15 protein-coding genes are annotated in these 18,786 nt (G+C 67.9%); 7 read left to right on the forward strand and 8 right to left on the reverse strand.

Annotated elements, in window-relative coordinates:
• Positions 1–39: 39 nt before the first annotated feature.
• Positions 40–2,409 (reverse strand): DUF6049 family protein, encoded by a 2,370-nt coding sequence (locus ACYSUO_RS14965; RefSeq protein ID WP_461776582.1) that lies wholly within the window; start codon positions 2,407–2,409, stop codon positions 40–42.
• Between the two features lie 195 nt (positions 2,410–2,604).
• Here ACYSUO_RS14965 and ACYSUO_RS14970 point away from each other — a divergent pair, with 195 nt between their 5' ends.
• Positions 2,605–4,053, forward strand: a complete 1,449-nt coding sequence (locus ACYSUO_RS14970) for a CCA tRNA nucleotidyltransferase (protein WP_461776583.1) — start codon at positions 2,605–2,607, stop codon at positions 4,051–4,053.
• An 86-nt stretch (positions 4,054–4,139) separates the two neighbouring features.
• Here ACYSUO_RS14970 and ACYSUO_RS14975 read toward each other — a convergent pair whose 3' ends face one another.
• From ACYSUO_RS14975 to ACYSUO_RS14985, 3 genes are all read right to left on the reverse strand, one after another.
• A complete protein-coding gene (locus ACYSUO_RS14975; protein ID WP_461776584.1) occupies positions 4,140–5,399 on the reverse strand; it encodes an MFS transporter in 1,260 nt (419 codons plus the stop codon).
• 124 nt (positions 5,400–5,523) lie between these two features.
• Positions 5,524–6,606, reverse strand: coding sequence for an inositol-3-phosphate synthase (locus tag ACYSUO_RS14980; protein ID WP_461776585.1), 1,083 nt, complete (start codon positions 6,604–6,606; stop codon positions 5,524–5,526).
• 44 nt (positions 6,607–6,650) lie between these two features.
• On the reverse strand, positions 6,651–7,331 hold the full coding sequence (locus ACYSUO_RS14985; protein ID WP_461776586.1) for a PadR family transcriptional regulator: 681 nt from the start codon (positions 7,329–7,331) through the stop codon (positions 6,651–6,653).
• A 374-nt stretch (positions 7,332–7,705) separates the two neighbouring features.
• On the opposite strand from ACYSUO_RS14985, the gene ACYSUO_RS14990 reads away from it, so the two are divergent.
• Together ACYSUO_RS14990 and ACYSUO_RS14995 are read left to right on the forward strand one after the other, a co-directional pair.
• Complete coding sequence (locus tag ACYSUO_RS14990; protein ID WP_461776587.1) at positions 7,706–10,441, forward strand: transglycosylase domain-containing protein; 2,736 nt, start codon at positions 7,706–7,708, stop codon at positions 10,439–10,441.
• 129 nt (positions 10,442–10,570) lie between these two features.
• Positions 10,571–12,085: a glycosyltransferase family 87 protein gene (locus ACYSUO_RS14995; RefSeq protein ID WP_461776588.1), complete on the forward strand. Its 1,515-nt coding sequence runs from the start codon at positions 10,571–10,573 to the stop codon at positions 12,083–12,085.
• A gap of 116 nt (positions 12,086–12,201) precedes the next feature.
• Here the strand turns inward: ACYSUO_RS14995 and ACYSUO_RS15000 are convergent, their stop codons facing one another.
• From ACYSUO_RS15000 to ACYSUO_RS15010, 3 genes are all read right to left on the reverse strand, one after another.
• A complete protein-coding gene (locus ACYSUO_RS15000) occupies positions 12,202–13,233 on the reverse strand; it encodes an alanine racemase (protein ID WP_461776589.1) in 1,032 nt (343 codons plus the stop codon).
• A 58-nt stretch (positions 13,234–13,291) separates the two neighbouring features.
• Positions 13,292–14,413: a peptidoglycan bridge formation glycyltransferase FemX gene (gene femX / locus ACYSUO_RS15005; protein ID WP_461776590.1), complete on the reverse strand. Its 1,122-nt coding sequence runs from the start codon at positions 14,411–14,413 to the stop codon at positions 13,292–13,294.
• Between the two features lie 150 nt (positions 14,414–14,563).
• Positions 14,564–14,884: a hypothetical protein gene (locus ACYSUO_RS15010; protein WP_461776591.1), complete on the reverse strand. Its 321-nt coding sequence runs from the start codon at positions 14,882–14,884 to the stop codon at positions 14,564–14,566.
• Positions 14,885–15,170: 286 nt separating this feature from the next.
• On the opposite strand from ACYSUO_RS15010, the gene rpsF reads away from it, so the two are divergent.
• The 4 genes from rpsF (at position 15,171) to rplI (ending at position 16,913) form a co-directional block, all read left to right on the forward strand.
• A complete protein-coding gene (gene rpsF, locus ACYSUO_RS15015; RefSeq protein ID WP_164559357.1) occupies positions 15,171–15,461 on the forward strand; it encodes a 30S ribosomal protein S6 in 291 nt (96 codons plus the stop codon).
• A 75-nt stretch (positions 15,462–15,536) separates the two neighbouring features.
• Positions 15,537–16,148 (forward strand): single-stranded DNA-binding protein, encoded by a 612-nt coding sequence (locus ACYSUO_RS15020; protein ID WP_266712018.1) that lies wholly within the window; start codon positions 15,537–15,539, stop codon positions 16,146–16,148.
• Between the two features lie 63 nt (positions 16,149–16,211).
• Positions 16,212–16,448, forward strand: a complete 237-nt coding sequence (gene rpsR, locus ACYSUO_RS15025; protein WP_003949403.1) for a 30S ribosomal protein S18 — start codon at positions 16,212–16,214, stop codon at positions 16,446–16,448.
• Between the two features lie 18 nt (positions 16,449–16,466).
• Positions 16,467–16,913 (forward strand): 50S ribosomal protein L9, encoded by a 447-nt coding sequence (gene rplI, locus ACYSUO_RS15030; protein ID WP_426902717.1) that lies wholly within the window; start codon positions 16,467–16,469, stop codon positions 16,911–16,913.
• A 139-nt stretch (positions 16,914–17,052) separates the two neighbouring features.
• Here rplI and ACYSUO_RS15035 read toward each other — a convergent pair whose 3' ends face one another.
• Complete coding sequence (locus ACYSUO_RS15035) at positions 17,053–18,390, reverse strand: MATE family efflux transporter (protein ID WP_461776592.1); 1,338 nt, start codon at positions 18,388–18,390, stop codon at positions 17,053–17,055.
• Positions 18,391–18,786: the final 396 nt, after the last annotated feature.

An 18,786-nucleotide genomic window follows, 5' to 3' on the forward strand; every position in this document is an offset into this window, starting at 1 on the left:
CCCACCTCATCGTCCCCGGCCCAGCGGCCCCGACATCGCTCAACGGTCCACTCTCTCACCCGTGCCCGACGCCTCCGTGCTTTCCGGAGCGGTGTCAGCCGTCGGGTCACTCGGCTGCTGCGGAACGTCTGCCCGGGCGGGGTCGGTCGGGGCGCCGTCCGGCTCGTCGCTCTTGTCGTCGTCCGCGGCCCCGGAGTCGCCCTCAGGGGCGTCCTCGTTGGGCCCGGAGGCGACGGCACGCTTGCGCTGCTGGTACATCCGGTAACCGGCCAGGACGAGCAGCAGGACACCACCGGCGATGACGAGCATCACGGTCGGGGTGACCTCGGTGACGTCGACCTTGAAGGCGAGCGGCTTGCCATAGGGCGCGCCGTCCTGCGTGTACAGCTGGGCATGCACCGTGATCGGGCCCGTCGCCTTGGCCGTGGTCGTGAACTTCACGGACTGGCTGTGCCCACTGGCGATCTTCACTTCCTGGTCCTGGAAGGCGGCGTCGCCGATCTTGAGGCGGGTGCCGTTGCCCGAGGTGAGGCGCAGCGTCAGGTGGTCGACGTCCTGCCACAGGTTGTTCTGCACCGACACCGGGATCGTCGCGCTGCGCCCGGAGAGCTTCACCTCGGACTTGTCGATCAGCGCCACCTGTTCGGTGAGGCCCGACAGATACGAGGAGACGCCGTCGCGGAAGTTCCCCGACGTGTCCGACTCCGTACGCCACGACGTGGACATCTCCCGGTCCATCGCGCGGCCGAACGGCGTCACCACGCGGGACTGGTCGGTGAGAACGACCTTGAAGTTCTCGAGGTCGCGCTGGGTCGCCTGGATCTGCTCGAAGGCCGACTGTGGCAGCTCCTGCTTGCGCAGCGACGAGGGGTACGCATGCGGGACACGCGTGGTGGCTGCGGAGTCGGGCTTCGCCTTCGCGGCGGCCGACAAGGTCTGGGGCTGCGACCAGGTGCCGTCCTGCAGTGCGTGCAGCGCCTTGGCCATGGTCTGCGCCTGGCTCGTGGTGGGCATGCGCTGCGGGGCCACGACGACGCTCCGCTGCTTCTGGGTCTGCTTGTTCAGCATCAGGGACTGCGCGAGGAACTTCTGCACGGCGAGCGTGGAGTTCTCGGCGCCCGTCATGTCGCCCTGGAAAGCGGTCGACAGCCGGCCGTCGGCGACCACGGCCGAGGCGCCGCCGCCGATCGGGCGGGCGGCGGACGGCGTGTACGTCAGCCCACCGGTCTCCGGGAAGTGGTCGCTGCGCGCGATGATCTTGTCGGCGCCCGCGGACGTGGCGACCTTGACGATGTCCCGGTCGACGGCGCCTTCAGCGGGCCATGCGTACGACGTGTCCGGCTTGGTGTGCAGGATCGTCTGCACGGTCAGGTTGGCGGCGTCCGTGGCGTCCTTCAGGTGGCTGAGGGAGCCGGTGACCTTCGTGCCCGTGTGCGCGAGGGACGCGAGATCCGGGTCGGCGAACGGAAGCGTGACCACCTTCTGGTTCTGCACCGCGGTCTCCAGGTCGCTCAGCCACTGCTTGGCGTCCGCCTGGTTCCTGCCTGCCCTGAGCTTTCCGCCGGGGCCCTTCACCTTGTACGGCTCCGTCATGGCGTCGACCGAAGCCAGCAGGTCGGGGTCGATCACCCAGGTCACGTCGAGTTCGCTGCCGAGGGCCAGCATCTGCTGGAGGCGGCCGCCCGGGCCGATCTGCTTCGCCAGGTCGTTGTCGTCAAAGACCGGCGTCTGCTGTTCGTTCGCGCCCGTCTCCGCGGTGAGATGGGAGTCGGAGATCAGCGGCCACAGGGCAGTCGTCTTCGTGCTCGTATCGGCGTTGCTCGGCTGCCAGGGCAGGAAGGTGCGCTGGATGCCGAGCGTCTGCTGGTACGGCTGCGCGGCGGTCTGTCCCATCAGGGCGACGCTGAGCTGGTAGACGCCGTCGGCGCCGAGGTGCAGTGCCTTGACGGGGACGGACAGCGTGAAGTTCTGCGCGACACCGGGCGCCAGCTTGGCGAACTTCTTACCGTACTTGCGGGAGATCTCGTTGCCGTCCGCGGCGCCGCCCGTGCCGTTCTTCGCGGCCTCGTCGACGGCCGTGCGGCCGCTGTAGGACGTGCCGACCCGCAGGCCCACGTGGGCGCCGGTGACCGTCTGCTTGCCCTTGTTCGTCACCGTGCCGCTGACCGTCACGGTGTCGCCGTCCGTCGGCGCGCTGGGCGAGAGGGAGTTCACGGCCACGTCGACCGTGCTGGTCCCTGTCGCGCTCGAGGCGGCGGTGGCCGGGGTGGCGGCACCGGCAGGGGCCGCGGCAGGCAGGAGCGGCAGCGACGCCAGGAGCGGCGCAGCCGCGAGCAGGGCCCCGGTGCGCCGCAGCAGTCGCCGTGCAGGTGAGGGACTCACCGTTGGGAAGTCTGCCGCCTCGGCCACGTGGTCGTCCGTCCCTCGTCGTCGTCGGTGGTCGCAGATGTGTCCACGCATGGTAACGAGGAGCACTGTGGCTGAGTGCCACGGTCTGCCCGGCTTGATCGTGGGGCAAGAGTAGGGGGCCGCCGATGTGCTTCTGTCGCGGGCCCGGCAAACAAGTTCGGTCCGGGCCGCCCGGGCCACGTACCCTGTCCTGTTGTGCCGAACGCCAATGAAGACACCCCCAGCACCCTGAGCCAGGTGCAGCACCGCGCGGTCACTGAACTGCTGCGGGTCTCGCCCGTCGCAGACGATCTCGCCCGCCGATTCCAGGAGGCCGGGTTCTCCCTCGCCCTGGTCGGTGGTTCGGTGCGGGACGCACTGCTCGGCCGGCTCGGCAACGACCTGGACTTCACCACTGACGCCCGCCCCGAGGACGTATTGAAGATCGTCCGTCCCTGGGCCGACGCGGTGTGGGAGGTCGGGATCGCGTTCGGCACCGTCGGTTGCCAGAGGGACGGCTACCAGGTCGAGGTCACGACGTACCGCTCGGAGGCGTACGACCGCACCTCCCGCAAGCCCGAGGTGTCGTACGGCGACTCCATCGAAGAGGACCTGGTCCGCCGGGACTTCACCGTCAACGCGATGGCCGTGGCGCTCCCCGAGAAGGAATTCATCGATCCGCACGGCGGCATCAATGACCTGTCCGAGCGGGTGCTGCGCACGCCCGGCACGCCGGAGGACTCCTTCTCCGACGATCCGCTGCGCATGATGCGGGCCGCCCGGTTCGCCGCTCAGCTCGACTTCGAGGTCGCCCCTGAGGTCGTCGCCGCCATGAAGGCCATGGCAGGCCGCATCGAGATCGTCTCCGCGGAGCGAGTACGTGACGAGCTCAACAAGCTGATTCTCTCCGCGCACCCGCGCAAGGGTCTGACGCTGCTCGTCGAGACCGGTCTGGCCGATTCCGTACTGCCCGAACTGCCCGCTCTGCGCCTGGAGCGTGACGAGCACCACAGGCACAAGGATGTCTACGACCACACGCTGATCGTCCTCGAGCAGGCGATGGCGTTGGAGACCGAGGGCCCCGATCTGACGCTGCGCCTCGCCGCACTGCTCCACGACATCGGGAAGCCGCGCACCCGCCGCTTCGAGAAGGACGGCCGCGTCTCCTTCCACCACCACGAGGTGGTCGGTGCCAAGATGACGAAGAAGCGCATGACCGCGCTCAAGTACTCCAATGACTTGGTGAAGGACGTCTTGCGCCTCGTCGAGCTGCACCTGCGCTTCCATGGCTATGGCACCGGCGAGTGGACGGATTCCGCCGTACGTCGTTACGTACGCGACGCGGGGCCGCTCCTCGGTCGGCTGCACAAGCTGACCCGTTCCGACTGCACGACGCGCAACAAGCGGAAGGCCAACGCGCTCTCGCGTGCGTACGACGGCCTTGAGGAGCGCATCGAGCGGCTTCAGGAGCAGGAGGAGCTGGACTCGATCCGGCCCGACCTCGACGGAAACCAGATCATGGAGATCCTCGGCGTCAGCCCGGGGCCGGTGATCGGGCAGGCGTACAAGTTCCTGCTGGAGCTGCGCCTCGAGAACGGTCCGATGGAGTACGACGCGGCAGTATCGGCGCTCAAGGAATGGTGGGCCGACCGCTCTCAGGACTGAGACGTGCGGAACGCGTAGGGCTCTGTTTCACGTGAAACAGAGCCCTACGCGTATCTGGGGAGTTCCACGCGTTTCTGAGCGATGTTTCACGTGAAACGCCGCCGCCCGCCCAGCGTCAGAGCGGTCGCTCCGTAGAGGACCGACACCAGGACCACGAGAGGGACCGAGCGGCCGTCAGGCGGCAGCATCAGCGCCGCCACTCCGGCCGCGCCGACGAAGGACACGTTGACCAGCACGTCGTAGACGGAGAAGATCCGGCCGCGGAAGCCGTCGTCGATGGAGGACTGCACGACCGTGTCGGTGGCGATCTTCGCGGCCTGCGTGGTCAGGCCCAGGACGAACGCGGCCACCACGATCGGCGCGGGTTCGAAGGTGAGACCCAGGGCGAGTTCCAGTACGGATGCGGTGCCGGCACAGAGGACGATCCACCCGGCCGCCCCGAACCGCCCCACGGCTGCCGGGGTGATGGCCGCCGCGACGAAGAAGCCGGCCCCCGAGACGCCCATGGCGAGGCCGAGCAGGGCCAGGCCTTCGGACTCCGTGGACGACCATGCGTACCGGCACAGCATGAGAACCATGACGAGTAGGGCGCCGTAGCAGAACCGCATCACCGTCATCGCGGCAAGGGCGCGCGCGGCGGACGGGCGCGAGACAAGGTGCCGAACGCCGGCCGAGAGATCCCGGGCGGTGCCGGTCAGTGCGGCCCCGAGGCGTGGCTGGATCAACTCCGGATCGGGGCCGAGGAGTTGTGCGTCCATGCGCAGGGAAGCGAGTGCGGCACACAGGTAGAGCAATGCCCCGATGAGCACCACCGCGGCATCCGAGTCGTCCGCGATCAGGCGCACACCGAAGGCGAGACCGCCGCCGAGCGTTGCCGCGAGTGTCCCCGCGGTCGGTGAGATGGAGTTGGCCATGACGAGGCGCTCCGCGTCCACGACACGGGGCAGTGCGGCCGAGAGCCCGGACAGAACGAAGCGGTTGACCGCGGTGACGCAGAGCGCGGACGCGTAGAAGAGCCAGTCCGGGGCGTGGCTCAGCATGAGAGCGGCCGTCACAGAGGCGAGCAGCACCCGCAGCAGATTGCCGTAGAGGAAGACCTGACGGCGTCGCCAACGGTCGAGGAGGACGCCCGCGAACGGGCCCACAAGGGAGTACGGGAGCAGCAGCACGGCCATGGCCGACGCGATCGCGGCGGGCGAGGTCTGCTTCTCCGGCGAGAACACCACGTAGGTGGCGAGCGCCACCTGATACACGCCGTCCGCGCTCTGGGAGAGCAGCCGCAACGTCAACAGACGCCGGAAATCGTGCAGGCGCAGCAGTACGCGCAGGTCACGGACGACAGACATGGGGCACAGCCTCACATACGAGGCGGGCCCCCGGCGCGCACAATGCGTGCGAGCCGGGGGCCCCAACAGCCTTCAGGAGGTGGGTGTTTCACGTGGAACACCCGGACCGTCCTTCAGGACAAGGTCAGCGCTCGACCTCGCCCTTGATGAACTTCTCGACGTTGTCGTAGGCCTCGTCGTCGAAGTACTGCACCGGCGGGGACTTCATGAAGTACGAGGACGCGGAGAGGATCGGGCCGCCGATGCCGCGGTCCTTGGCGATCTTCGCGGCGCGCAGGGCGTCGATGATGACACCCGCCGAGTTCGGGGAGTCCCAGACCTCGAGCTTGTACTCCAGGTTCAGCGGGACCTCGCCGAAGGCACGGCCCTCGAGGCGGACGTACGCCCACTTGCGGTCGTCGAGCCACGCGACGTAGTCGGACGGGCCGATGTGGACGTTGTTCTCGCCCAGCTCGCGGTCACGGATCTGCGAGGTGACGGCCTGCGTCTTCGAGATCTTCTTCGACTCGAGGCGGTCGCGCTCCAGCATGTTCTTGAAGTCCATGTTGCCGCCGACGTTGAGCTGCATGGTGCGCTCAAGACGGACACCGCGGTCCTCGAACAGCTTCGCCATCACGCGGTGCGTGATGGTCGCGCCGACCTGCGACTTGATGTCGTCGCCGACGATCGGGACGCCGGCCTCGGTGAACTTGTCCGCCCACTCCTTGGTGCCGGCGATGAAGACCGGGAGAGCGTTGACGAACGCGACCTTGGCGTCGATGGCGCACTGGGCGTAGAACTTCGCCGCGTCGTCGGAGCCGACGGGCAGGTAGCAGACGAGAACGTCGACCTGCTTGTCCTTGAGGATCTGGACGATGTCGACCGGGGCCTCGGAGGACTCCTCGATCGTCTCGCGGTAGTAGCGGCCCAGGCCGTCGAGCGTGTGGCCACGCTGGACCTCGACGCCCTTGTTCGGCACGTCGGCGATCTTGATGGTGTTGTTCTCGGACGCGCCGATGGCGTCCGAGAGGTCCAGGCCGACCTTCTTCGCGTCGACGTCGAACGCGGCGACGAACTCGACGTCACCGACGTGGTAGTCGCCGAACTGTACGTGCATCAGGCCCGGGACCTTGGTCTCCGGGTCGGCGTCCTTGTAGAACTCGACGCCCTGCACCAGCGAGGCGGCGCAGTTGCCCACGCCAACGATGGCTACGCGAACCGAACCCATTCCGGTTGCTCCCTGTGTGTACTCGGTGAAGCCCTGACCGGGCTTCACGTGGCGGTGTCGTCGGACGGATCCGGCCGGGTGCTGTCCCGGTGCCGGGGCAGGCCGCCCGTCTCTCCAGATGTGTCCTGCTGAGCCGCGCTCCCCGGGCCGGAGCCTCGTTGATCGCGGCCCGCGCGCTCGCTCTCGATGAGCTCGTTCAGCCAGCGCACTTCGCGCTCCACGGACTCCATGCCGTGCCGCTGCAGTTCGAGCGTGTAGTCGTCCAAGCGCTCGCGGGTGCGGGCGAAGGAGATGCGCATCTTCTCGAGGCGCTCCTCCAGACGGCTGCGACGGCCCTCGAGGACGCGCATGCGCACGTCCCGCGACGTCTGCCCGAAGAAGGCGAAGCGCGCGGCGAAGTGCTCGTCCTCGTATGCATCGGGGCCGGTCTGCGAGAGCAGGTCCTCGAAGTGCTCCTTACCTTCCGCCGTCAACCGATAGACGATCTTGGCGCGACGCCCTGCGAGTGGAGCCGCAGGGGTGTCGTCGGGTCCTGAACCCGATTCCTCGATCAACCAGCCATTGGCGACCAGCGTCTTGAGGCAGGGGTACAGCGTCCCGTAGCTGAAGGCGCGGAAGATTCCGAGTGAAGTGTTGAGTCGCTTGCGCAGCTCGTAGCCGTGCATCGGGGACTCGCGGAGCAGTCCGAGTACGGCGAACTCGAGGATGCCTGAGCGTCGACTCATCGTCGCCTCCTCTCTGCCGCAGTCCCTTGTATCGACTCTTTATGTCGAGCTGATGTATCGACTCGATACATCCAGACGATAGAACTGCTCTTCGGCTGCGGCAAGTGCGAGCACGGTGAACGGCGTCACATCACTGATTCGTAGGAATCGAGTTGCCTGTTTTGGGGTGAAGTTCGGCCCTAGGAGGGTTTTGACGGTGCGTAGTCTGTCCGCCATGCAGACCACCGGGAACCAAGTGACGCCTGTGGGCGTCGTCGTCCCCGGTGTAGTGCGGGTGAGTGCCGGGAGGGGCGCATCCGTACTCCGGGGGGACCGGAAACCAGACGCCGTTTCCAGGCGCGTGACCCCGCGCCTGCCCGAGGAGTAGTCGTTCGATGAGCGAGCACCGTCGCAAACCGCCGCAGCCGCAGGGCGGTGGGCGCGCCGCGGCCCGTCGCGGAGCATTCGGATCACCATCGGGCCGCCGCGCGGCACCGCGTGGAGGTTCTGCCTCGTCCTCCGCTTCCTATGACCCCCCGAGTTCACCGGGCGCGCACGGGAGCCCGGAGGCGGAACGCCCCTGGGGCGGTCGCGCAGAAGCCCGTAAGGCGGCCCAGCGCGGCGGTCGGCGCAGGTCGGCCGATGGCGCCGGAGGCGGCGGTGGTGGCCGCCGAGGTGGCGGCGGACCCGGTGGTGGCGGTCCCGGCGGACCGTACGGCGCGGGGCGCGGCGGCCCGGAGAAGAAGAGGTTCGTCGACTACCCGCGCGCGTACAAGTACGGCTGGCGCCGCTGGGTGCCCTCCTGGCGTCTGGTGACCGGCATGTGCGTCGGTCTGTTCGGCAGCATGATGGTCGCTGCCGGCATCGCGTACGCGCTGGTGGGTGTGCCCGACCCGGCCAAGACGGCGACGGCGCAGAACAACGTCTACTACTGGTCCGACGGATCGCAGATGGTCGCCACCGGTGGCGAGACCAACCGGCAGATCATCAAGTACGAGGACATCCCGAAGTCCATGCGCTACGCCGTCATGTCGGCGGAGAACAAGACGTTCGAGACGGACAAGGGCGTCGACCCGATGGGTATCGCCCGTGCCGTGTTCAACATGGCCAAGGGCGGCGAGACGCAGGGCGGCTCGACCATCACCCAGCAGTACGTGAAGAACGCGATGCTGGACGACCAGTCCCAGACGGTGGCCCGAAAGCTCAAGGAGCTGTTCGTCTCCATAAAGGTCGGTCGGACGGTCGACAAGGACGACGTCATGGCTGGCTATCTGAACTCGGCGTACTACGGGCGGGGCGCCTACGGCATCCAGGCCGCGGCGCGCACCTACTTCGACGAGGACGCCACGAAGCTCAACGCGAGCCAGACCGCCTTCCTCGCGGCTGTGCTCAAGGGCTCCACGTACTACGACCCGGCGGGCTCGCCCGGCATCGACCCGGTCAACGCGACCCCGCAGAAGAACCGTGAGCGTGCCACGAAGCGCTGGTCGTGGATCCTCGGCGAAGAGGTCAAGGACGGGCGGCTGAGCCAGAGCCAGCGAGCCCAGTTCAAGAGCTTCCCCAAGCTGGAGAGCCCGCGCGCCAACGCGCAGCTCGGCGGCCAGACCGGCTATCTCGTCGACCTCGCCAAGGCGAACGCCGTCAAGAACAGCAACGGCGAGATCACCGAGGACGACCTGCAGAAGGGCGGCTACGAGATCCACACCACGTTCAACAAGAACAAGGTGAAGAAGCTCGAGAACGCCGTGAAGAAGGTCCGCAAGGAGAACCTTCAGAAGAACCGCAAGGTCAACGGGAAGTACGTGGACCGGCACGTCCAGTTCGGTGGTGCCTCCGTCAGCCCCAAGACCGGCGCGATCGAGGCGATCTACGGCGGTGAGGACGCGACCAAGCACTTCACCAACAACGCCGACGTCACCGGCGCCCAGGTCGGCTCGACCTTCAAGCCCTTCGTTCTCGCGGCTGCCTTCAAGTACGGCGTCAGGGACCCGCAGGGCCCCGAGATCCAGGACGCGAGCCAGCGCACGATCGTCTCCCCCAAGAGCCTGTACAGCGGCAAGAACGGGCTCAAGATCAAGGACTGGAAGGGGGACATCTGGACGAACGAGAAGGGCAAGCAGTGGAACCAGACCAACGACGGTAAGCAGTCGTACAACAGGCCCAGCTATCAGATCGATCTGCGCGAGGCCATGCGCGAGTCCGTGAACTCGGCCTATGTGCAGCTGGGCATGGACGTGGGTCTGGACAAGGTGCGGGCCGCCGCGAAGCGGGCCGGCATCCTGGACGACAGCTTCGCCGACTCCAACTACCCCTCGTTCTCCCTCGGTACGTCCGACCCGAGCGCGATCCGCATGGCGGGCGCGTACGGCACGTTCGCGACCAGCGGTCAGCAGAACGACCCGTACTCGGTGAAGTCCGTCGACCGCGAGGGCGAGACCATCTACCGGCACGATCCCAAGCCGGTGCGCGCCTTCGACGCGAAGGTCGCGGACAACGTGACCGACGTCCTCAAGACCGTCGTCGACAAGGGCACGGGTACGGCGGCGCGGCTGCCGGGCCGCGACGTGGCCGGCAAGACCGGTACCACCGACGGCAACAAGTCCGCCTGGTTCGTGGGCTACACCAAGCAGCTGTCCACCGCGATCACGATGTACCGGATGGACGACAACGAGAAGTCCAAGGACCGCAAGTTCCTCGAGATGTACGGAACCGGTGGTCAGGAGAAGATCCACGGTGCGTCGTTCCCGTCCGAGATCTGGCACGACTACATGGCGCAGGCTCTGAAGGGCCAGCCGAACGAGCCGTTCCCGACGCCGGAGCCCATCGGAACGCTCGTGGGCGCGACCCCGAGTCCCACGCCGACCCCGTCGGTCACGGCGACCCCGTCGGAGACGGCCTCGCCGTCGCCGTCGACCAGCGAGAGCTCGTCGCCGTCCCCGTCGCCCTCGGAGACGTGCAGCGACTGGGACTGGGCCTGCAAGAACGAAGACGGCGGGGCCACCGGGGGTGAGGACACCGGAGGCCCGGGCGACGGCGGTGTGTCGTCGTCGCCGAGCGACGGGAGTACCGACGACACCGGAGGCCCGGGCAATGGAAACGGCGGTGGCCTCTTCGGAGGCCCGGACAAGTAGCCGGCCTGACCTCAACGCACCGTGTTTCACGTGAAACGCTGAGTGTTCCACGGCAGTCGAGGGCCGTCACACCCACCGGGTGTGGCGGCCCTCGCCCCGTTCTCAGCCTCGTACGGCAGGATGTGCCGCATGCCCAGTGCAGAGACGACGAGCACGAATCCGCAGCAGCCGGAGCCGGAGCAGGTACGGCCGACCAGAGAGGACGAGGTCGCGGCCGCCGGAGCCGAGTTCATCGGCGGGCCCATCGGGCGACGCGCCCTGCTCGGGGTCTCGAGGTGGACGCCCGCACGGGTGATCGCACTGGTCATGCTCGGCATGTTCGCGCTCGGCATGGTCCAGAAGTTCCCCTGCTACGACGGCGCCTGGTTCTACGGCGCCAGCTCCCAGTACACACACGCCTGTTACTCGGACATCCCGCACCTCTACCAGGGACGCGGCTTCGCCGATGGCCTCGTGCCGTACTTCGACAAGCTCTCCGGCGACATGGACTACCTCGAATACCCGGTGCTCACCGGCGTGTTCATGGAGGTCGCCGCGTGGCTGACGCCGGGCAGCGGCTCCATCCAGCACCAGGAGCAGGTGTACTGGATGGTCAACGCCGGGATACTGATGATCTGCGCGGTGGTGATCGCCGTGTGCGTCACCCGCACCCACCGCAGGCGCCCCTGGGACGCTCTGCTGGTCGCTCTGGCGCCCGCCTTCGCGCTGACCGCCACCATCAACTGGGACCTCTTCGCGGTGGCTCTCACGGCGGCCGCGATGCTGATGTGGTCGCGGGGCAGGGCCTTCGCCTTCGGGGTGCTGCTCGGGCTGGCGACGGCCGCCAAGCTGTATCCGGTGCTGCTGCTCGGACCGCTCTTCGTGCTGTGCTGGCGGGCCGGAAAGTGGCGGGAGTTCGGCAGGGCGGGCCTGGGCGCCGCCGTCTCGTGGCTGGCCGTGAACCTGCCGGTGATGATGCTGGCGCCCGAGGGCTGGTCGAAGTTCTACACGTTCAGCCAGGAGCGCGGAGTCGACTTCGGCTCCTTCTGGCTGATCATCTCCCAGCACCGGGACACGCCCCTCGACACCAACGTCGTCAACACCCTGGCCACGACGCTGATGGTGCTCGCCTGCCTGGGCGTCGCGGCGCTGACGCTCACCGCACCCCGCAGGCCGCGCTTCTCACAGCTCGCGTTCCTGGTGGTCGCGGCCTTCATCCTCACCAACAAGGTCTACTCGCCGCAGTACGTCCTGTGGCTGATCCCGCTCGCCGCGCTCGCGCGCCCCAAGTGGCGGGACTTCCTGATCTGGCAGGCGTGCGAGGTCGCGTACTTCCTGGGGATCTGGCTGTACCTCGCGTACACGACGAGCGGGGACAAGCACCAGGGACTGCCCGAGGACGGATACCAACTGGTCATCGCGGCGCACCTGTTGGGCACGCTCTACATCTGCGCGGTCATCGTGCGGGACATCTGGCTGCCCGACCGGGACGTGGTGCGCCGCTCCGGCGAGGACGACCCCACGGGCGGTGTTCTGGACGGTGCCAAGGACGTCTTCGTACTGGGGCAGGCTGCTCACCCGCGGCGGCACCGGCACGCAGCTCGTACCGCGGCGGAAGGGTCGGCGGCGGTCGACTGGGGCCGGGCCCCGGGGAGTTCACTGTGAGCGAACGCGCTCATTGAAGGAAACGAAAGGCGGGTCGGGCACCTCATGGGCGCCCGACCCGCTTTCGTATGTCCTACGTAGACCAGCGCGCTCCTACGTAGAGGCGCGCTCAGTGGTCAGCGATCCACGAGCCGGTCGAACTGCGTGGTGGTGTGCCGGAGATGGGCCACCAGTTCCTCGCCGACCTGCGGCTCGGGGGCGTCGGACGGCACGAACAGGATCGACACCTGCATGTGCGGCGGCTCGGCGAACCAGCGCTGCTTGCCCGCCCAGACGAACGGCGCCAGGTTGCGGTTCACCGTCGCCAGGCCGGCCCGTGCGACGCCCTTGGCGCGCGGCATGACGCCGTGGACGGCCTTCGGGGCCTCCAGGCCCACGCCGTGTGACGTACCGCCCGCCACGACCACCAGCCAGCCGTCGGAGGGGGCCTTCTGCTGGCGGTAGCCGAACCGGTCGCCCTTCGCGACGCGCGTGACGTCCAGGACGGCGCCGCGGTACTCGGTCGCCTCGTGGTCGCCCAGCCACAGCCGCGTACCGATCCGCGCGCGGAAACGGGTCTGCGGGAACTGCTGCTGCAGGCGCGCCAGTTCGTCGGCCTTCAGGTGGCTGACGAACATGGTGTGCAGCGGAAGGCGGGCCGCGCGCAGCCGGTCCATCCAGCCGATGACCTCCTCGACGGCGTCCGTGCCGTCGGTGCGGTCGAGCGGCAGGTGGATCGCGAAGCCCTCGAGACGCACGTCCTGTATGGCGTGCGCGAGCTGCGGCAGGTCCTGCTCCGTGACGCCGTGCCGCTTCATCGAGGACATGACCTCGATGACCACGCGGGCGCCGACGAGGCCGTGCACGCCGTCGACGGAGGAGACGGAGCGGATGACGCGGTCGGGCAGCGGAACCGGCTCCTCGCCGCGCCGGAACGGCGTCAGGACCAGCAGGTCACCGCTGAACCAGTCCTTGATCCGGGCGGCCTCGTACGTGGTGCCGACGGCGAGGACGTCGGTGCCGAAGCGGGTCGCCTCTTCCGCGAGCCGTTCGTGGCCGAATCCGTAGCCGTTGCCCTTGCAGACGGGGACGAGCCCCGGAAACTGCTCGAGCACCTGCTTGTGGTGTGCCCGCCAGCGCGCGGTGTCGACGTAGAGCGTGAGCGCCATGGCCGGTCCCGGAACCTTTCGTGGAGAGTACGGAGCTAGATCAGATTGTGCCGGGTGCTCAGCGACGCGACATGTAGATGTCGAGCGCCTTGTGCAGCAGCTTGTTGAGCGGGAAGTCCCACTCGCCCAGGTATTCGGCCGCCTGGCCGCCCGTACCGACCTTGAACTGGATCAGGCCGAAGAGGTGATCGGTCTCGTCCAGCGAGTCGGAGATGCCGCGCAGGTCGTAGACGGTGGCGCCGAGCGCGTAGGCGTCGCGCAGCATCCGCCACTGCATGGCGTTGGACGGGCGCACCTCGCGGCCGATGTTGTCGGAGGCGCCGTAGGAGTACCAGACGTGCCCGCCGACGACGAGCATCGTGGCCGCCGCGAGGTTCACGCCGTTGTGCCGCGCGAAGTAGAGCCGCATCCGGTTCGGGTCCTCGGTGTTGAGGGCCGTCCACATGCGCTGGAAGTACGACAGCGGGCGCGGCCGGAAGTGGTCGCGCACGGCCGTGATCTCGTACAGGCGCTGCCACTCGGCGAGGTCCTGGTAGCTGCCCTGGACGACCTCGACGCCGGCCTTCTCGGCCTTCTTGATGTTGCGTCGCCACAGCTGGTTGAACTGCTTGTGCACTTCTTCCAGGGAGCGGTTCGCGAGCGGCACCTGGAAGACATAGCGCGGCTGTACGTCGCCGAAGCCGGCGCCGCCGTCCTCGCCCTGCTGCCAGCCCATGCGGCGGAGCTTGTCGGCGACTTCAAAGACGCGCGGCTCGATGTGGTCCGCCTCGATGTCGCGCAGGCGCTTCACATCCGCGTCCTGGATGCCCTTCTTGATGGAGGGCGCGTCCCAGCGGCGGATGATGACCGGCGGGCCCATCTTCACGGAGAAGGCGCCCTGCTGCTTCAGATGCGCGAGCATCGGGCGCAGCCACTCTTCGAGGTTCGGGGCGAACCAGTTGATGACCGGGCCCTCGGGCAGGTACGCGAGGTAGCGCTTGATCTTGGGCAGCTGGCGGTACAGCACGAGGCCCGCACCGACCATCTCGCCGTTGCGCTCGTCGAACCAGCCCAGGTGCTCGGAGCGCCACTCCGCCTTCACATCTGCCCATGCGGGAACCTGCATGTGGCTCGCCGAGGGCAGGCTCTGGATGTATGCCAGATGCTGCTCTCGGCTGATGGTCCTCAGGGTCAGGCTCATTCGGGGCGCTCCTCGGGCTGGTGTGTCCCCATGGGTACAGGGGCTCCGGCTCTCGCGCCGAAGCCTACTGCGCCCTGTGAGCGCCCCGACCGGCCGTATGGGAGGTCGGTGGTGGAGGCGGCCCCGTGGCAGCCTCCGAGGCAAGCAGCCTCAGCCGATGACCCCGCCGAAGAGACCGCCGTGGGCCATGCCGATGAAGAAGCCGATGGCCGACGCTCCCAGGCCCAGGATCAGGCCGAATCGTTCACGGGTCGTCTCGGAGACGAACTGGCCGTAGGCCCCGGTCAGGATGCCGACGAGCCCTGCCCAGGAGCTGAGGAGATGGAGCCCGGGCCAGAGCGAGGAGATGATCGCGATCGCTCCGAGCACCACGGTCACCCCGAGCAGGGAGTCCGGCAGCGGATGGGGCTTGCCGTCCGTGGCGAAAAGGGAGGAGGAAGCGGTGCTGTTGGGACGCATTACTTGTGCCATGGGGCACCTCCTGCGGAAGCGGCGCATCGTAGCGCCGTACACACCCGATGTGTACAGATTGCGGGCACGGGCTGCCGGATTTCAACCGGAAGCAGAGGTGCGGGTAGTCTGTACGGTCTGCACCGGTGTCTGTTCACGCCCCCGACCAGGGGCTCACTCCACTGACCAGCGCGGATCCGCTCGGCGGGACCGATTGTCAGTGGTGGCCGATACCGTTGCTCACGCATAACAACCCTCCTGCCACGGAACGACCGTGGCCGCTGAGTCCAAAGGAGGTGGGTTCCACATGCGTCACTACGAGGTGATGGTCATCCTCGACCCCGATCTGGAGGAGCGCGCTGTCGCCCCCCTGATCGAGAACTTCATGTCTGTCGTCCGTGAGGGCAACGGCAAGGTGGAGAAGGTCGACACCTGGGGCCGTCGTCGTCTCTCGTACGAGATCAAGAAGAAGCCTGAGGGCATCTACTCGGTCATCGACCTGCAGGCCGAGCCTGCGGTCGTCAAGGAGCTCGACCGCCAGATGAACCTGAACGAGTCGGTCCTCCGGACCAAGGTCCTCCGTCCCGAGACCCACTGAACTTCTTAGTTCAGCGGTACTCGGGATTCGAGTAGCAGCAAGCAGCCAGCAGCAAACCCGCCGAGAGGTTCCCCCATGGCAGGCGAGACCGTTATCACCGTCGTCGGAAACCTGACCGACGACCCCGAGCTGCGCTTCACCCCGTCCGGTGCGGCCGTCGCGAACTTCACGATCGCGTCGACGCCCCGGACGTTCGACCGCCAGACCAATGAGTGGAAGGACGGCGATGCGCTGTTCCTCCGCGCGTCGATCTGGCGTCAGGCCGCGGAGAACGTCGCCGAGTCGCTGACGCGCGGTATGCGCGTCGTCGCTCAGGGACGTCTGCGGCAGCGTTCGTACGAGACCCAGCAGGGCGAGAAGCGGACGGTCGTGGAGCTCGAGGTCGACGAGATCGGCCCCTCGCTGCGCTACGCCACCGCCAAGGTCACCAAGACCCCCGGTCGTGGTGGCCAGGGTGGCGGCGGCGGATTCGGCGGCGGCCAGCAGGGCGGCGGCGGTGGCGGCTGGGGCGGCGGCCCCGGCGGCCAGCAGGGCGGTCAGGGAGGTGGCCAGGGCGGAGCCCCGGCCAACGACCCCTGGGCGACCGGTGCGCCGGCCGGCGGCGGCCAGCAGGGCGGCGGCGGTGGCGGCTGGGGCGGAAGCTCCGGCGGCTCCGGCGGCGGCTACTCGGACGAACCCCCCTTCTAGGGATCACTCCCTTTCAGGGCTGGGTTCGCACCCCACACTTCTTGATCACACAGGAGAAACACCATGGCGAAGCCGCCTGTGCGCAAGCCTAAGAAGAAGGTCTGCGCTTTCTGCAAGGACAAGGTCACGTACGTGGACTACAAGGACACGAACATGCTGCGGAAGTTCATTTCCGACCGCGGCAAGATCCGTGCCCGCCGCGTGACCGGCAACTGCACGCAGCACCAGCGTGACGTCGCCACGGCCGTGAAGAACAGCCGTGAGATGGCGCTGCTGCCCTACACGTCCACCGCGCGATAAGGAAAGGGTGACCGAAACATGAAGATCATCCTGACCCACGAGGTCTCCGGCCTCGGCACCGCCGGCGAGGTCGTCGACGTCAAGGACGGGTACGCCCGTAACTACCTGATCCCGCGGAAGTTCGCGATCCGCTGGACCAAGGGTGGCGAGCAGGACGTGGCGCAGATCCGCCGCGCCCGCAAGATCCACGAGATCGCCACCATCGAGCAGGCCAACGAGATCAAGGCCAAGCTCGAGGGCACCGCGGTCCGTCTGGCCGTCCGCTCCGGCGACGCCGGTCGTCTCTTCGGTTCCGTCACCCCGGCCGACGTCGCTTCGGCGATCGAGGCTGCCGGTGGCCCGAAGGTCGACAAGCGCCGTGTCGAGCTGGGCTCGCCGATCAAGTCGCTCGGTGGCCACGAGGCCTCCGTGCGTCTGCACCCCGAGGTTGCCGCCAAGGTCAACATCGAGGTCGTCTCTGCCTGAGCACTGCCCTGAGCAGCGCTGAAGCACATGTGGGGCCGCACCCTTCGGGGGGCGGCCCCACATGCTTGCTCTCCGCGTTTCACGTGAAACAGCGCAGCCGCTGCTGCACGGTTTCACGTGAAACAGGAGTTGCTTGGAGTCAGCGCGTCGCGCCCGTCACGGCCCAGCGTCCCGAGCGGTAGCGGATCCAGAGCGTGATCATGCGCACCGCCATCATCAGCGCCATCGCGCCCCATACCGCGGTGAGGCCACCGCCGAGGACGGGGACCAGGAGCGCCACTGGCGTGAAGATGGCGAAGGTGACCAGCATGGCCCAGGCCAGATACGGCCCGTCGCCCGCGCCCATGAGGACACCATCCAGGACATAGACGATCCCGCAAATGGGCTGGGCCAGGGCCACGACGATGAGGGCGGGCAGGGCGGCGTCCTGCACGAGCTGGTCGCTCGTGAACAGCGGGACGAACAGTGGCCTGGCGACGACGATCAGTACGCCGAGGACGACTCCCGCGGCGATCCCCCACTCCACCATCCGTCGGCAGACGGCCCGCGCGCCCGGAGCGTCGTCCGCTCCGAGGTAGCGGCCGATGATCGCCTGACCGGCGATGGCGATGGCGTCGAGGGCGAAGGCCGTCAGGCTCCACAGCGACAGGATGATCTGGTGCGCGGCCACATCGGCGTCACCGAGCCGGGCGGCGACGGCCGTCGCGATCATCAGGATCGCCCGGAGCGAGATCGTACGGACGAGGAGAGGCGCGCCTGCCTGAGCGCAGGCCCTGATGCCGGCGGCGTCCGGACGCAGTGAAGCCCCGTGACGGCGGGCGCCGCGGACCACGACGACGAGGTAGACGGCGGCCATGCCGACCTGGGCGATGACGGTGCCCCAGGCCGAACCCGCGATGCCCAGACCGGCGCCGTAGACGAGCGCGACGTTCAGTCCGGCGTTGGCGACGAAGCCGGCGACCGCCACATAGAGAGGGGTCTTGGTGTTCTGCAGCCCGCGCAGGACACCGGTGGCCGCGAGGACGATGAGCATCGGGGGAATGCCGAGCGAGGAGATGCGCAGGTAGGTGATCGCGTAGGGCGTCGCCGTGTCGGAAGCGCCGAAGAGCTCGACCAGCGCCGGGGCCGTGGGCAGGGCGACCGCGACCACCACGGCTCCGAGGAACAGGGCGAGCCAGATGCCGTCCATGCCCTGTTGGATGGCGGACTTCAGATCGCCGGAGCCGACGCGGCGGGCAACCGCGGCGGTGGTCGCGTAGGCGAGGAAGACGAAGATGCTGACCGCGGTCTGCAGCAGGGCCGAGGCGACGGCAAGTCCGGCGAGCTGTGAGGTGCCGAGATGGCCGACGATGGCGCTGTCGGCCATGAGGAAAAGGGGCTCGGCGACGAGTGCGCCAAAGGCGGGAACGGCGAGGGCGACGATCTCTCGGTCGTGCCGGCGTCGGGCAGCCTTGGGTGTCGCGGGAGCCTGTGTCATGGGCACCAATCTAATCTTCCACAGGTAAGAGATGCAATGCGAGAGTGACCCTTACTTGTGGAGGTCTTCCGCGTGTCGCGCGGCGGGGGTGATGAAGATCTTGGGCCGACTGGGAAAGTTTTTCTTCTGCACAGCCGGTGGACGGGAAAACAGCAGGTCAGAGCCTGTGTATGGAATAGCCTGAGGGCTTGTTCACAGGCCTGTCCACCGCCTCGTGCACAGGTTTTCCCCGGTTCTCCACAGCGAGGGGCCCGTCATCCACACCGCCTGTGGATAACCAGATTGGCTGACGGTGCAGACAGGCCTACCGTGGTGCGGCGCCCACCGTGTCCCGCGACCTCGGAAACCTCACAAATCCGACGCGTCAGAAGCGGAGTTGGGCCGCTTATTTGTCAG

The organism is Streptomyces sp. UC4497 (assembly GCF_054871485.1).

Coding starts and splice junctions, on each gene's coding strand:
- rpsF (WP_164559357.1), top strand. CDS start 15,171: ATGCGTCACTACGAGGTGATGGTCATCCTCGACCCCGATCTGGAGGAG.
- ACYSUO_RS14985 (WP_461776586.1), bottom strand. CDS start 7,331: ATGAGTCGACGCTCAGGCATCCTCGAGTTCGCCGTACTCGGACTGCTC.
- ACYSUO_RS14975 (WP_461776584.1), bottom strand. CDS start 5,399: ATGTCTGTCGTCCGTGACCTGCGCGTACTGCTGCGCCTGCACGATTTC.
- femX (WP_461776590.1), bottom strand. CDS start 14,413: ATGAGCCTGACCCTGAGGACCATCAGCCGAGAGCAGCATCTGGCATAC.
- rpsR (WP_003949403.1), top strand. CDS start 16,212: ATGGCGAAGCCGCCTGTGCGCAAGCCTAAGAAGAAGGTCTGCGCTTTC.
- ACYSUO_RS15000 (WP_461776589.1), bottom strand. CDS start 13,233: ATGGCGCTCACGCTCTACGTCGACACCGCGCGCTGGCGGGCACACCAC.
- ACYSUO_RS14995 (WP_461776588.1), top strand. CDS start 10,571: ATGCCCAGTGCAGAGACGACGAGCACGAATCCGCAGCAGCCGGAGCCG.
- ACYSUO_RS15010 (WP_461776591.1), bottom strand. CDS start 14,884: ATGGCACAAGTAATGCGTCCCAACAGCACCGCTTCCTCCTCCCTTTTC.
- ACYSUO_RS14990 (WP_461776587.1), top strand. CDS start 7,706: ATGAGCGAGCACCGTCGCAAACCGCCGCAGCCGCAGGGCGGTGGGCGC.
- rplI (WP_426902717.1), top strand. CDS start 16,467: ATGAAGATCATCCTGACCCACGAGGTCTCCGGCCTCGGCACCGCCGGC.
- ACYSUO_RS15035 (WP_461776592.1), bottom strand. CDS start 18,390: ATGACACAGGCTCCCGCGACACCCAAGGCTGCCCGACGCCGGCACGAC.
- ACYSUO_RS14980 (WP_461776585.1), bottom strand. CDS start 6,606: ATGGGTTCGGTTCGCGTAGCCATCGTTGGCGTGGGCAACTGCGCCGCC.
- ACYSUO_RS15020 (WP_266712018.1), top strand. CDS start 15,537: ATGGCAGGCGAGACCGTTATCACCGTCGTCGGAAACCTGACCGACGAC.